This window comes from candidate division KSB1 bacterium, from assembly GCA_034506255.1.
Taxonomy (GTDB): Bacteria; Zhuqueibacterota; Zhuqueibacteria; order Zhuqueibacterales; family Zhuqueibacteraceae; genus Coneutiohabitans; species Coneutiohabitans thermophilus.
In genome coordinates this window covers 110768-125349 of record JAPDPX010000004.1, presented here as the reverse complement: position 1 = coordinate 125349, position 14582 = coordinate 110768, and the positions used below count along the sequence as shown (strand labels likewise).

9 protein-coding genes are annotated in these 14582 nt (G+C 60.8%); 7 read left to right on the top strand and 2 right to left on the bottom strand.

Annotation, left to right across the window (positions count from 1 at the left end; genetic code table 11):
* Positions 1 to 440: 440 nt before the first annotated feature.
* The 4 genes from ONB52_09115 to ONB52_09100 all read left to right on the top strand — a co-directional run bounded on the left by ONB52_09115 (position 441) and on the right by ONB52_09100 (position 7438).
* Positions 441 to 2087 carry a DUF4397 domain-containing protein gene (locus ONB52_09115; GenBank protein MDZ7416302.1) on the top strand — a complete coding sequence of 549 codons (1647 nt, stop codon included), beginning with the start codon at positions 441 to 443 and terminating at the stop codon, positions 2085 to 2087.
* Between the two features lie 493 nt (positions 2088 to 2580).
* A complete protein-coding gene (locus ONB52_09110) occupies positions 2581 to 4014 on the top strand; it encodes an RtcB family protein (protein MDZ7416301.1) in 1434 nt (477 codons plus the stop codon).
* A 126-nt stretch (positions 4015 to 4140) separates the two neighbouring features.
* Entirely contained in the window at positions 4141 to 5721 is a 1581-nt protein-coding gene (locus ONB52_09105; protein ID MDZ7416300.1) for an NAD(P)/FAD-dependent oxidoreductase, read from the top strand.
* Positions 5722 to 5842: 121 nt separating this feature from the next.
* Positions 5843 to 7438, top strand: coding sequence for an NAD(P)/FAD-dependent oxidoreductase (locus ONB52_09100; protein MDZ7416299.1), 1596 nt, complete (start codon positions 5843 to 5845; stop codon positions 7436 to 7438).
* An 88-nt stretch (positions 7439 to 7526) separates the two neighbouring features.
* Here the strand turns inward: ONB52_09100 and ONB52_09095 are convergent, their stop codons facing one another.
* Positions 7527 to 8495: a hypothetical protein gene (locus tag ONB52_09095; GenBank protein ID MDZ7416298.1), complete on the bottom strand. Its 969-nt coding sequence runs from the start codon at positions 8493 to 8495 to the stop codon at positions 7527 to 7529.
* Positions 8496 to 8976: 481 nt separating this feature from the next.
* Between ONB52_09095 and leuS the strand changes: the two genes are divergently transcribed.
* Positions 8977 to 11637 (top strand): leucine--tRNA ligase, encoded by a 2661-nt coding sequence (gene leuS, locus ONB52_09090; protein ID MDZ7416297.1) that lies wholly within the window; start codon positions 8977 to 8979, stop codon positions 11635 to 11637.
* A gap of 122 nt (positions 11638 to 11759) precedes the next feature.
* Here the strand turns inward: leuS and ONB52_09085 are convergent, their stop codons facing one another.
* Positions 11760 to 12266 carry a PTS sugar transporter subunit IIA gene (locus ONB52_09085; GenBank protein ID MDZ7416296.1) on the bottom strand — a complete coding sequence of 169 codons (507 nt, stop codon included), beginning with the start codon at positions 12264 to 12266 and terminating at the stop codon, positions 11760 to 11762.
* Positions 12267 to 12555: 289 nt separating this feature from the next.
* On the opposite strand from ONB52_09085, the gene ONB52_09080 reads away from it, so the two are divergent.
* Complete coding sequence (locus ONB52_09080; protein MDZ7416295.1) at positions 12556 to 12963, top strand: DUF2914 domain-containing protein; 408 nt, start codon at positions 12556 to 12558, stop codon at positions 12961 to 12963.
* A gap of 145 nt (positions 12964 to 13108) precedes the next feature.
* Entirely contained in the window at positions 13109 to 14197 is a 1089-nt protein-coding gene (locus ONB52_09075) for an MBL fold metallo-hydrolase (GenBank protein MDZ7416294.1), read from the top strand.
* Positions 14198 to 14582 lie beyond the last annotated feature (385 nt).

Below are 14582 nucleotides of genomic sequence, written 5' to 3'. Positions count from 1 at the left end.
AACTCCATCAGGAGTGATCTGTTTATAGACATGGGAAGCTTGCGTGTCTTTAAACTCCGTCAGGAGTGGCCTGTCGAATTTCCCATGATCTGGCGCGGTCTTTTCGAGGAGAATCGAACAGGTCGCTCCTCACGGAGTTTTGGGAAATGCAAGAAGCAGCCTCACTAAAAACAGTTCACTCCTACCGGAGTTGCCGGCACGTTGGCCGGCAAAATTTTTTATGCCCCACCCCCTGGGTGGTTGGGCGTCGCAATCAAATCGGCATTTCTCGCGGAGGGATCAAGATGGGTGCAAAATTCAGGTAAAAAATTGCGGCGTGTGGCAGGGTAATGCCAGAGATGGGCGTAGTGTGTTGCTGCAGGGCGAACAACTCCTGGGTTGCATTTATGCTCGCTCCGTCCGTCCCTCATTCCAAGCCATTCATTTCTGGGTCTGAGCAGGTGATTCACAATGCGGCTGATCCCGCGGCTGAGAAAGTCGATGTCTATGTGAACGGCAGCCTGCTGTTGAATGATTTTGCCTTCCGCACCGCCACCCCCTTCGTCGAAGTGCCGGCGGACGTGCCGCTCAGCATCGCGGTCGCGCCCGCAACGAGTTCCTCCGTTGCCGAGGCGCGTGAGCAGGCAACGGCTGCCGGCAATGTCGATTTCTTCGCGGTGCACGGCGCCACCGACGCGCCGGCCGTTGATGTGATTGCGCGCGGCATTGCCACGCTGGTGGACAATGCCAGGTACGGCGACCTGACCGGTTATCTCTCTGTGCCTGCCGGCAAATACACACTCGATATCACTCCGGGCGGCGACAACAGCACCACCGTCGCTGCCTTCCAGGCGGATCTGAGCGGCCTCGCCGGCTCCTCGCTGACAGTGCTGGCTTCCGGGTTCCTGAATCCTGCCGCCAATCAGAACGGCAAAGCTTTCGGGCTGATTGCCGTGCTGGCCAACGGCACCGTGGTGGAGTTGCCGCAATTGACCACGGCGCGGCTGCAAGTGATTCACAACTCCGCGGACGCGGCGGCTGCGCGCGTTGATGTGTATCTTAATGGCGGTCTCCTACTCGACAACTTCGGCTTCCGCCGCGCCACGCCCTTCATCGATGCGCCGGCAGGCGTGCCGCTCAGCATCGCAGTGGCACCCAGCACCAGCACCTCGGTAAATGAAGCGCTCAAAACGTTCACGGTGACGTTGAAGCCGGGCGAGACCTACGTTGCGATCGCCAGCGGTGTGCTGGATCCAACGAAGTTCGCGGCCAATCCCGAAGGCCGGGACACCGGCTTCACCCTGTTCCTCTATGACGGCATCCGTGAGACCGGCTCTGCGCCCGGCAACATCGATCTCGTTGTGGTGCATGGCTCCACCGATGCGCCCAGAGTCGACGTCGTGGCAGTGGGTGTGGGCAAACTCGTGGATGACCTGGTGTACGGCGACATTTCCGGCCATCTTTCCGTGCCGGCAGCCAACTACTTGCTCGATCTGACCGATCCGGACAATGGCACACCGCTGGTGCGGTTCATCGCCAATCTCGCACGCTATGGCGGCCAGTCAGCGGTAGTGTATGCCTCCGGCTTCCTGAATCGCCAGGCCAATCGCAGCGGCGCCGGCTTGTTGTTGATGGCGGCGTTGCCGAGCGGCCAGATGCCGGCCTTCCCGGATCCGCCGATCACCGATGTCGATGATGACGTGCCGCAAGTGATCCAGTCGTATGCGCTGTCGCAGAACTATCCGAATCCCTTCAACCCCTCGACTACCATCTCCTTTGATCTGGTGTCGCCGGAGATCGTGACACTCAAGGTGTTCGATGCCCTGGGCCGCGAAGTCGCCCTGGTCGCTTCCGGTGCCTTCGAAGCCGGCCGGCACTCTGTCACCTTCGACACGCAAGGCCTGCCCTCCGGAACTTACTTCTACCGGATTCAAGCCGGTGATTTCAAGGCCGTCCGCAAGATGGTCTTAATGAGGCAGGGGCAAAGCAGCCGCGCCAGGAAGAAATCGTTTCCAGGAAGGTTTAACATATCAGCGGCCGGGCGCATGCCCGGCCGCTTTTTTTATTCTCCGGACGACACCACGCTGGCAGATTTTGGACAGCAGTGACAGGCTGGCGTTGGTCAGCATGAATACTGCTCGGTGGGGCCACTCCATCGCCGCGGGCTGAGGAGCGGCATTTCTTCTCTTCCAGAGGCATACCGCATGTGTGGTAACGTGGGAGCGGGGCGAAGACTCGGCACGTGCTGCGGGAGAGGGCGAGAGTGCCGGCCGGCTTGAAGCGCGGGTTCGATCCCGCCATTCTGGATGCCGGCCGAAGCCTGCCGGTGAGCGCAATCGCATCTTGCCGCCTTGCTGCCGGTCGCGAATCTCGCACCGCAACATAATACCGCCAGCCGCAAACGCCGGCATGCAACAGACCAGCACGCGGCCGTCGCCGCCGGTCATGGCCGCTTTTCTGCAACTGCATCCAGCCGCCGGTTGACACGGCATTTTCACGTTTGATCTCGCGCCCTTTTCTCGCTATATTCCCGCGGCAAACGTCTCCTTTGCGAGAATCTTCGCGAACCAGTCCGGCTCAGGTGATGTCATCATGTCAGAGATCAAGCTCGAGAAAATTTCCGATTATCTTTGGGAGATTCCGCGCCAGGGCAACATGCGGGTGCCGGCGCGCATCTATGCCGCCGAGAAGATGCTGAAACACATTCTCGCCGACAATGCCCCGCAGCAGGCCATGAACGTGGCGCATTTGCCCGGCATCGTCGGCTATTCGCTCGCCATGCCCGATATTCACTGGGGCTATGGCTTTCCCATCGGCGGCGTGGCGGCTTTCGATATCGATTCCGGTGTGATTTCGCCTGGCGGAGTTGGATATGATATCAATTGCGGCGTCCGCTTGATGGCTTCCAGCCTCACCCTCGACGAAGTCAAGCCGAAGATACAAGAGCTGGTCAAAGCCCTGTTTCATCACGTGCCCACCGGCGTCGGTTCCGAAGGCAAAGTCAAGCTCTCGCAGAAAGATTTGGAACAAATCATGACCAAGGGCGCACATTGGGCCATCAAAAACGGTTACAGCGAACCGGATGATCTCGAATTCATCGAAGAAAACGGTTTGATGCCCGGCGCGCTGCCCGACAAAATTTCAAAGAAGGCGAGTGAGCGCGGCCGGCCGCAACTCGGCACGCTGGGCAGCGGCAATCATTTTCTCGAAGTCGGCTATGTTGCGCAGATTTTCAATGCCAAAGCCGCGGAAGCGCTGGGCTTGTTTCAGGATCAAATCACGGTGATCATTCATTGCGGCTCGCGCGGTTTCGGCCACCAGGTCTGTGAAGATTATCTCAGCGTGATGAACCAGGCGGTGCACAAGTACGGCATCACGCTTCCGGACCGGCAGTTGTGTTGCGCCCCGATCACCTCGCCGGAGGGGCGGGATTATCTCGGCGCCATGCGCTGCGCCATCAATTTTGCCTTTGCCAACCGCCAGATGATTGCGCATTGGACGCGCGAAGCGTTCGCAAAGGCGATCAACAAAGCGCCCAAATACATCGGCCTGCGCACGGTTTACGAAGTGGCGCACAACATCGCGAAATTCGAAGACCATGTCTTTGCCGGCCGGCAGGTGAAGGTGTGTGTGCATCGCAAAGGCGCGACGCGCGCGTTTGCGCCGGGGCATGCGCAGATTCCGGAGGCTTACCGCGAAGTTGGACAGCCGGTGCTCATCCCCGGTGACATGGGACGCTACTCTTATGTTCTCGTCGGCGCCCGGGGTGCCATGGAGCAAACTTTTGGCTCGACCTGTCATGGTGCCGGCCGCGCCATGAGCCGCCATCAGGCCAAGAAAACTGCGCACGGCCGCAACATCGCGAAGGAACTGGCGGAGCAGGGCATTCATGTGCTGGGTGCCAGCCGCGGCACGATCGATGAGGAAATTCCCGAAGCCTACAAGGACGTGGCCGACGTGGTGGATACCTGCCACTACGCCGGTCTCTCGAAAAAGGTGGCGCAGCTCCGGCCGCTGGGTTGCATCAAGGGGTGATTTTTTTCAAAGCGAAATGTTGAACGGGGTGACGGACAACTGCCCCTGAAGGGTTTACAAAAGTACTTTCATGGCAGGATTTGCCGCATCAGGAGCGCGGCTTGTTAACGTGCGAAGAGTCGAGGCATGCCCAAACCCTACGATGTCATTGTCATCGGCGCCGGCCACAATGGCCTGGTGAATGCCGCCTACCTGGCGCGTGCCGGCAAACGAGTGCTGGTGCTCGAGCGCCGGCCACTGGTTGGCGGCGCGACGGTAACCGAGGAAATTTTCCCCGGTTTCAAGTATTCCGTCTTCTCGTATGTGATCAGTTTGTTCCGGCCGGAGATCATTCGCGAGCTGGACTTGCCGCGCCATGGCCTGACCATTCTGCCGCTGCCCAGCACCCTCACCCCGCTGCCGGACGGCAATTATCTTTATCGTGATTGGGATCCCTACCGCACTCGGCGTGAGATTGCCCGCCATTCCCCGCGTGATGCCGAGGCTTATGACGAGTACAGCCGCAGCATGTACTTCATGGCCAAGGCGGTGAAATACCTGCTGGGCCTCGTGCCGCCCGATCCCACTTCGCTGCACCCGCGGGACTTGCGCGGTCTTGCCGCGCTGGGCAGACACTTGCTCGGTTTGGGCGAAGAGCATCTCTACACCCTCACCAAGCTGATGACCATGAGCGCGGCGGATTTCGTGGAGGAATGGTTTGAAAGCGAGCCGCTGAAGGCAACGCTTTCGGCGAGCGGCATCATCGGCACCTTTCTCGGGCCGCGTTCGCCCGGCAGCGCCTACGTGCTGCTGCATCATTACATGGGTGAAATCGACGGCTCTTTTCGCGCCTGGGGCTTTGCCAGGGGCGGCACCGGCGGCATTGCCAATGCGCTGGCCAGGGCCGCCACCGCGTTGGGAGCGGAAATTCGCTGCAACGCGCCGGTCGCCCGCGTCCTGGTGAAAAACGGCGAAGCGACGGGCGTGGCTTTGGAAAATGGGGATGAGTTTTACGGAAAGGTGGTGGTGTCGAGCCTGGATCCGAAACGCACGTTCCTGCAACTGCTGGAGCCCTCCCTGCTGCCCGGGGAGCTGGTCACCGCGATTCAGCGCTTCAACATGCGCGGCTCCTCGGCCAAGGTAAACCTGGCACTGGCGGCGGTGCCGGAGCTGGCCTGCCTGCCGGGCAGCGGGCCGCATCTGCGCGGCGCCCTCTCCATCAGTCCCAGCATTGATTACCTCGAGCGCGCCTATGACGACGCCAAGTATGGCCGCTTTTCCCGCCGGCCTTACCTTGATGTGATCATTCCCTCGCTGATCGATCCCGACATGGCGCCGCCCGGCAAACACGTGATGTCATGTTTCGTGCAATACGCGCCCTATCACCTGCGCGAGGGCACCTGGGAACAACAGCGCGAGGCGCTCGGCGACACGGTGGTCGAGACACTCGCCGAGTACATGCCCAATCTCAAGAATCTCATTTTGCACCGTCAGGTGATGACGCCCTGGGACATCGAACAAACCACAGGGCTGTCGCAGGGCAACATTTTTCAGGGCGAATTGAGCCTGTCGCAGTTGTTCTTCCTGCGGCCGGCGGCCGGCTGGGCAAAATACCGCACGCCGATCCGGAACTACTTTCAATGCGGCTCCGGCACGCATCCCGGCGGCGGCATCACCGGCGCGCCCGGCAGGCTGGCGGCACAAGAGATTCTGCGGACCTGGCGGTAAGCATCACCGCGCCGGGAGCCGCCGTCGCCTCCCGGTTGTTGTCCGCATCATTTCAACAACGAGCCGGCAGCCATCCACCGGTGCGAGCACAAAATGCTGTAATACTTCGCGAGGCCGACCTTTGCATCCTCCCTACGATGTCATCATCATTGGCGCCGGCCATAACGGCCTGGTGACGGCGGCCTACCTGGCGCGCGCAGGAAAACGCGTGCTGGTGCTGGAACGCCGCAACACCCTCGGTGGCGCGGCCGCAACCGAGGAAATTTTTCCCGGTTATCGCTTCGACACCGCCGCCAGCGAGGCCGGTCTGCTGCGGCCGGAAATCATCGCCGATCTCGAATTGCAGCGGCACGGCCTGGAATTTCTTGCCAGCCCGGTGGCGGTGTTTGCACCGCAGCCGGATGGCGGTTCGCTCACGCTTTGGCGTGACGCACAAAGGACGCAGGCGGAAATTGCGCGGCATTCCGTCAAAGATGCCGAACGCTTTCCCGCCTTTCTGCGCCTGGTGCGGCGCTTGACGGAGGTGTTGCAGCGGGTCATGCTTTTGACCCCGCCGAATGTCGCCGATTTGAAATTCGAAGAGCTGCTGCCCTGGCTCAGCTCCGGCCGCCGGCTCAGGCAACTGGGCCGGCATGACATGATGGAGTTCCTGCGGGTGTTGCCCCTGCCGGTGACGGAGTTTCTCGACGAATGGTTCGAGAGTGAGGCGCTCAAAGCGGTGTTGGGCGCGGCGGGTGTGGCCGGCAGCATGCAGGGCCCGCATGCTGCCGGCACCGCCTTCATGATGTTGTACCAACAGCTCGGCGCGGTCAATGGCGGATTCAAAGCCTGCGCACGGGTCAAAGGCGGCATGGGCCAACTGGCCGCTGCGCTTGCCAGGGCGGCGGAACAACACGGCGCGCAAATCCGCCTGGCAGCCGAAGTGACACTCATCAAAATTACAGAAGACCGGGCCACCGGCGTGGTGCTGGCAGGCGGCGAGGAAATAGCCGCGCGCGTGGTGGTTTCGAACGCCGATCCGCGCCGCACGTTTCTCCAACTCGTGGGGGCGCCCCAGCTCGGCCCGACCTTCGTCCGGCGGGTGCGCAACCTCCGACTGCGCGGCAGCACCGCCAGGATGAATCTCGCCCTGCGCGCTCTGCCACATTTCACCGGCATGCCCGCCAACGAAGATGGCCTGCACGGACACATCGTGATTTGTCCGAGCCTGGAGTATCTGGAACGCGCATACGATGATGCCAAGTACGGCCGGTTCTCCCGGAAACCATATCTCGATATCGTCATCCCCACGCTGCTCGATCCCACCCTGGCGCCCGCCGGCCGGCACATCATGGCCGTTACCATGCAATATGCACCCTACCACCTGCGGGAATCGCATTGGGAGCAGGAACGCGACAGGCTGGGCGATCACCTGGTCGCGACTCTGGCGGAGTATGCGCCCGGCCTGCCGGAGTTGATTTTACATCGGCAGGTGTTGACCCCGCACGATTATGAGAGGGAATATGGCCTGACCGAAGGCGGTGAGTTTCACGGACAAATGGGGCTGGATCAATTGCTGTTCATGCGACCGGTGGCGGGGTACGGGCAGTATCGCACGCCGATTGAAAATCTCTATCTCTGCGGTGCCGGCACGCATCCGGGTGGCGGGGTGACTGGTGCACCGGGATACAATGCTGCACGTGAAATTTTGAGGGATTGGAAAAAAAACGCGGGTTAGATGCGTCCCACCAGAGGCGAAACGTGACCAGCGCATGCCGTCTCAGGAGACGGGGATGATTGCAAAACCAATGGCACGGCGGCAGCCTTCAGTTCTTCTCCATCCGGGCATGTAGGGAGTCGACTTCGCGCAAGGCGCGTTTGGCCTCCTCCAACGCCTTCCTGAGTTCCGCCTGAAAAGCGGCACTGTCCGGGCCGGTCTTGCGTGACAAGTTCTCCAAACCGTGCCAGTCGGAAGGTTCTCGGCGTGACTCCGGCCCTCCCTTCTGTTGCAACTCCTGCAACCGCCGGATATCCTGCTGCAGCCGTTCACGGTCGAGCTGCAACTGGGCGCGGAAGTTTTGCTGCCACACCAGGCGTTTCTCTTTTTCCAGGCGTTCCAATTCCCGGGCGATGGCCAGTTGCTTGCGGTGCAACAGGGCCTTCTTGAGCGAATCATTGATGACAACAGTGATCTTCATGTCCGGCGCCATGCGGAAATGCATGAAGCGTTGCATGGCCTCGGGATGGGGCGCGAGTCCGGCAAGCTCGCCCTTGAACCGGTGGTTGAATTCATACATCATTTTGATCCGCTGGTGCATGGCCTCCCATTTCTCCGGTGTGCTTTCCGCCAACCCTGTTGCCGGCGGTGGTGGTGGCACAGCGGAATCCCCGGCCATCATGGCCGCCCCGGGTGACGCAGGCAGTACCGGCGCCAACACGATGGGCGTGCGCTGACCGGTTTCCTGCGGCAACTTGGCCAGGAACAAAAGCGTCTCGGCCTGTGCCGCTGTCAGCCCCTGATTGGTGTTGCTCAGATTGAGAATGTTGGCCGCGACCAGTTCCACTTCCTCGGGCGGGACTTTGCGCGCAGCCACGTCCGCCAGAAACTGGTCGTACTTTTGCTTCAATTGCTCCTTGTCCCGGCTTTCCGGCATCATGGCAAACAAACTGTCGCCGAGCAATGCCAGGTAATTTTCCACGCCGGCCTGGCGAACCTTGCTGAAGAACCAACTCAGGCTCGCGGCCACGGCCAGCAGCAAAACGACAAAACCCGCATCACGGGCAATTCTGGACATTTCCCACTCCCGGGGGACAATGGCAATTGCAAAGAGTGAATTCCGGTGGCTTCCCCCCATCCAGGCCGAGACCGGTGCCCCGCAACACAACAAGAGGACTGCGGCATGGAGACAAAAGTTTTAGATATTCTCCCCGGGGACAAAGGCCAGTGCCCCGCGCACTCTCCTGCGTGTGGCCAGCCGGCAAAGTCTGACAGCAAAGATCAGCACATTTTCCAGAAAAGCAAGGGAATTCTCGCCAACCTCGCCGGCTGTGATGACGAGCGGTGCCACCCGTGCATGCAGGCAGGCGGGCGACCGGGTTTTATCCGGCGAAGATGACCGGTGCCGTGCGCCGGCGCAAGCCTGCCGCGGCACCGTCTGGAGCGCTGCTGCGGCATTTGTTGCAGAAGTTGAACTTTTATTATTTGGAAATTTTGCTTACTTTTCCCGTCAACATTTGCCAACCCCATGTCTTGCGATTTTTCATTGAGGAAAGATCATGAGCCATCAAGCAGAGCAAGCCGCCCCGGCCGCCCGCTATGACTTCGCAGCCCTGGAGGCGAAATGGCGGCCCTATTGGGACAAGTTGGGCTTGTATCAAACCGGCAACGATCCCGCCAAACCCAAAAAATATATTCTGGATTTTTTCCCCTATCCCTCCGGTGAAGGCCTGTCAGTGGGCCACTGCCGCAACTATGTGCCGACCGACGTCATTTCGCGCTACTACCGCATGCGCAACTTCAATGTGCTGCATCCCATGGGATGGGATGCCTTCGGTCTGCCGGCGGAAAATGCAGCGATCAAGCTCAAAACCAACCCCGCCAGGCTGATTGCACAATACTCCGCGAATTACAAACGCCAGATGAACTTGATCGCGACAAGTTATGATTGGAGCCGGGAGATCAACTCGAGTTTGCCGGAATACTACCGCTGGACGCAGTGGATCTTCCTGTTGCTCTACCATTCCTGGTATGACCGGCGGCACGATCAGGCACGGCCGATCACCGAGCTGGAGCAGGAATTGGAGCGCCATGGCACGCAGGCATTAATCCTGCCGGCCGGCGTGCCGGCCCTCACCAGTGCCGAATGGCGGTCGATGTCCGCCGTGGAGCGGTGTCGTTACTTGAGCAATTTTCGTCTGGCCTATCGTGCCGCCTCCGCGGTGAATTGGGATCCCGTCGAAAAGACCGTGCTCGCCAATGAAGAAGTCATCGACGGTCGCGGCTGGCGCAGCGGGGCGCTGGTGGAGCGCAAGATTCTGCAGCAATGGTTTTTCCGCATCACCGCCTATGCCGAGCGCCTGCTCGCCGATCTCGACACCATTGACTGGCCGGAGGGCATCAAAGCGATGCAGCGCAACTGGATCGGCCGCAGCGAGGGCGCCGAGGTCACCTTCAAAACCGCGGCCGGCGATCTCGTCATTTTCACCACCCGGCCGGATACTTTGTGGGGGGCAACCTTCATGGTGCTGGCGCCCGAGCATCCCTTCGTGGCGCAACTGACCAGCGCGGCGCAGCGGCCGCAAGTCGAGGCCTATGTCACAGCCGCCAAAGGCAGGAGCGAGCAAAGCCGCACAGCGGAAACACGCGACAAAACCGGCGTGTTCACCGGCAGCTACGCCCTCAACCCCGTCAATCAGGAGAAAATTCCGATTTGGATCGCGGATTATGTCCTGATGGAGTATGGCACCGGCGCCATCATGGCGGTGCCGGCGCACGATCAACGCGACTTCGAGTTTGCCCGCAAATACAATTTGCCGATTCGCGTCGTCATTCAGCCCGCCGGGCAAACGCTGCGCCCGGAAGAGATGACCGAAGCCTGGCCGCATGACGGCGTCATGGTCAACTCGGCACACTTCGACGGCACCCCGACTGACCAGGCGGTGAACAAAGTCATTGCCTGGCTGGAGCAGACCGGCAAGGGCTCACGCCGCGTGCTTTACAAGATGCGTGACTGGCTCATCAGCCGGCAGCGATACTGGGGCACACCGATTCCGATCGTGCACACCGAAGCCTATGGCGAAGTGCCGGTGGCGTTGGCAGACTTGCCGGTGTTGCTGCCCGATGTCCCCAACTATGAACCGACCGCAACCGGCGAATCGCCCCTGGCGGGGATTCCGAGCTTTGTCAACATCACGCTGCCGGACGGCACCCCCGGCAAACGCGAAACCGACACGCTGGGCACGTTTGCCTGTTCGTCCTGGTATTTCCTGCGCTTTGCCAGCCCGCGCGAGGACAAGGCGCCCTTTGACCCCCAGGCGGTGCGCTACTGGCTGCCGGTGGATTTGTATGTCGGCGGTGCCGAACATGCCGTGATGCATTTGCTCTATTCCCGCTTCTGGACCAAGGTGTTGTATGATCGCGGCCTGGTGCCCTTTGTCGAGCCTTTCAAAAAGCTGCGCAACCAGGGCATGCTGCTGTCCTACGACAATCAGAAAATGTCGAAATCGCGCGGCAATGTCATCACGCCGGACGCAGTGGCGGCGGCGCATGGCGTCGATGCCCTGCGGGTTTACATTCTGTTCATGGGGCCGTTCGAGGCGGAAACCAAATGGGAGGAAGCCGGCGTCAAAGGTGCCAGTCGTTTCCTGCAGCGCTTCTGGACCCTGGCACACGAGCTGGCAACCGCCCAATTTACAGAACCCGCGCACGAACGCGAACGTGAATTTCGCCGCATGCTGCATGCGACCATCAAGCGGGTGACGCATGATCTGGAAAACTTCGCCTTCAACACCGCCATTGCCGCACTGATGGAGCTGTTGAATTTCTTCCATGACTGCCGGCGCGAGCAAACAGTGGTGGGCGTCTCGCCCGGCCTGTGGCGGGAGGGCCTGGAAATCTTCACGCGCCTGTTGTCACCCATCGCCCCGTTTCTTGCCGAAGAAGTCTGGCAGGAGATGCTGGGCCACCGGGGCGAGTGCGTGCAGCGCCTGCCCTGGCTGGAATACGACGAGGCCGCTCTTGCGGTTGATGAGATCACCGTGGTGATTCAGGTGAATGGCAAACTGCGCGGCCAGCTCACCGTGCCCGTTGCGATTGATGAGGAACGGCTGAAACAGGCGGCGCTGGCCAGCGAGCAAATCAAAAAATTCGTCGACGGCAAGGCGGTAAAAAAGGTGATCGTGGTGCCGAAAAAGCTGGTGAATATCGTGGTGGGGTAGGCACAGTGGGCACCGCCGGGCGGTTCAGAGAGGCGCGGGGCGTGGCGGGCAAAAGCAGTGATGACGGCACGCGGCAGCAGGCAGCCTGACAGCAGACCACCCGCCCGGTGAGCCGGCAGTGCTCACTCCCATTGTCGCAACAGGCGGATCATCTCGCCCGGATCTTGCACCGCCAGCAACTGCTCGACAGCATTGTGATATTTGCTGATCTCGGCGAGATGCTTGTAGATGCGCAGATACAAGTTCTCGTCTTCCTGCGGGGGCGCAACCACGACGAAGAAGATGTGGGTCGGCTGGCCGTCAACGGCATCGAAATCGAGGCCCTCACTGGAACGCGCGATGGCGAGGGTGAGATCGCGGATGTTGCTGGTGCGGACATGCGGCACCGCCAGACCGCGGCCGAGGGCGGTGGTGGCGCGGCGCTCACGGTTGATCAAATCGGTGAGCAGCTTGCGTTTGTTGGTCACCCTGCCGGAGCGCTCGAGCAAAGCGACCAGCTCGGCGAGGATTTTCTCCTTCTGTTGCTGCCGGAATTTTTCGAGGTTGGCCTCCGGATCCTCCGGCAACGGCAGCGGCGGCTCCATTTCCAGCTTGATCAGATCGGTTGACAAGTAGCGGGTCAAATTCATGGCTCATCTCCCGGGCAAACACCTGACATTCGAAATGCCGCGAATTTAGCGCGACCGTCCGCCTTTCGCAAGTCTTTTATCCACCGCCGGCCCGGCATTGTGTCTGTCCGAAATCGTTCTCACTCCGGCTGAGCGGGGGTGCCCGCAACAGTGAAGCGCGTGACAATCCGGGGGATTTGAGACAACAGCCAGGCCGTTGCAGAAACTCTGCATCAAAAGTTTGTGCTTTCGTGCAGACACCAAATAATTTCTTCAACTCGAGGACATCCATCATGGAGGACTCCAACCGATGAAACCACTCCGCATTGTTCTCACACTGCCGGTCCTTGTCCTGCTGCCGCATACGCCGGCGGCGGCGCAGGAGGCCGACTCCATCCGCGTCAATCGTCTGGTGATTTGCACCGCGGTGGTGGAACGCGAACCTTCGGGTGAAGCCACGGCCTTCGACGCCACCACGCCCATGCTCTATTGCTTTACCGAACTGGATGGTGCGGCTGGCGAGGTGACGCATGCCTGGTTTCAGGGCGATTCCCTGCGTGCCGAAGTGAAACTCCACAAGGGCCGTGCCGGCCGCTGGCGCACCTGGTCGAGCAAAACCATGAGCAGCGAAGCCACGGGCGCCTGGAAGGTTGAAGTTCGCGACGCCACGGGCCATGTGCTCAAGAGTACGAACTTCACGTTTGGCAAGACAGAATGAGCTTTCCGGCGGCCTCCCGCTGTCGAATCGTTGCGGGAGGTCGCTTCTCCTTTCCGTGCGTGACCCGCGCCGGCGAAACAGCCGCGCAGAGACCAAACTGGAAACGCGACGCTCCCTGGAGCATCACTTCCATATCAGGCATTCCATGCAAGCCTCCATCCCGAATCCTTGCAGGCCTCACCTGGAAAAGTTTGTCTCCGGCGATCATCCCGAAAGCTTTGCTGGAGAAATCACGGCGGCAGGGGAGGCATTGCGACCGGTGATTTCAACCGGCATGACAGGGGCGCGCTGCCGTGCCCGAAAAACGCCGCGCTTCATACTCGCCGTGCTGCTGGCCGGCGCCCTGCTTTCGCCTGCCACCTCCCAAACCGATTCCGCGCCCTTTCTCGTCGTGCTCGGCATCGCTCAAGACGCGGGCGTGCCACAGGCAGGTTGCAATCGCGAGTGTTGCAGCCGGGCCTGGCATGACGCTTCCTTGCGACGCAAAGTGACCGCGCTGGGGCTGGTTGATCCCCAAACCGCCGCATGCTGGCTGATCGAAGCCACGCCCGATTTCCCCGAACAACTGCACACCCTGCTTGCCCTGGCGCCGGCTCCTGCCACACTTGCCGGAATTTTTCTCACCCACGCCCACATCGGCCATTACACCGGACTGATGCATTTGGGCCGGGAGGGGATGGGCGCGCGCGCCATCCCGGTTTATGCCATGCCGCGGCTGCGTGCATTCCTGCGCACACAGGGGCCATGGGATCAGCTCGTGCGGCTGCAAAACATCCGGCTGCATCCTCTGCAGCACGACAGCACGATTATCCTGAATTCCAGGCTGCAGATCACACCGATTCTGGTCCCGCATCGCGACGAATACTCCGAGACTGTGGGATTTCGCATCAGCGGTCCGCGGCGCAGGGTGCTGTTCATTCCTGACATCGACAAGTGGGAAAAATGGGAGCGCGATATCGAGGATGAGCTGGCGCGCGCCGACGTGGCGTATCTCGACGGGACGTTTTATGCCGTCCATGAAATCCCGGGACGGGACCTGGCTGAAATCCCGCACCCATTCATTGTTGAGAGCCTGGCGCGCTGGCACAGCCTCCGCAGGCAGGACAGGGCCAGGATCAAATTCATTCATCTCAACCACACCAATCCGGCACTGCAGGCGCACAGCGAGGCGGCGCGCACCCTCCAGGAGGCGGGGATGGCCGTCGCCCGGGAGGGCGAGCGAATCGAATTGTGAGCTGGCCGGCGACCAGGCGTGTCCCGCTTGCCCCTGCAGGAGCGAAGGGGAACGCGCTCCAGCCATCACAGGCCCAACAAAAGCCTTGCATCTCTTGACCTCCCGCCCTATATTCAGCCTTCGTCTGTGAAATTTCAAGCTCATCACCAACCAGTCACGCACGTACACGAAAAGAACATGCTCCGTCGCCACATCGAAGAGGACAGCTTTCGGCGCCAAGGTTGTGCAGCAATCATTCGGGCACAACTTCGGGGCTTGCTCTGGGCGGCGGTGTGTGCGGCCGGGCGAACGAGTTGGAATGCACCTGCGTGGCGGGTGCATTTCTTTTTTGCAGTGGCCGGATCCCACAGGCGCAGCCCGGCTTCTTTGCCTGCACGCATTCCGG

Bases quoted from the DNA above. Each gene is read 5' to 3' on its own strand.
- ONB52_09105 (MDZ7416300.1), top strand. From the start codon at position 4,141: ATGCCCAAACCCTACGATGTCATTGTCATCGGCGCCGGCCACAATGGC.
- ONB52_09095 (MDZ7416298.1), bottom strand. From the start codon at position 8,495: ATGTCCAGAATTGCCCGTGATGCGGGTTTTGTCGTTTTGCTGCTGGCC.
- leuS (MDZ7416297.1), top strand. From the start codon at position 8,977: ATGAGCCATCAAGCAGAGCAAGCCGCCCCGGCCGCCCGCTATGACTTC.
- ONB52_09085 (MDZ7416296.1), bottom strand. From the start codon at position 12,266: ATGAATTTGACCCGCTACTTGTCAACCGATCTGATCAAGCTGGAAATG.
- ONB52_09080 (MDZ7416295.1), top strand. From the start codon at position 12,556: ATGAAACCACTCCGCATTGTTCTCACACTGCCGGTCCTTGTCCTGCTG.
- ONB52_09075 (MDZ7416294.1), top strand. From the start codon at position 13,109: ATGCAAGCCTCCATCCCGAATCCTTGCAGGCCTCACCTGGAAAAGTTT.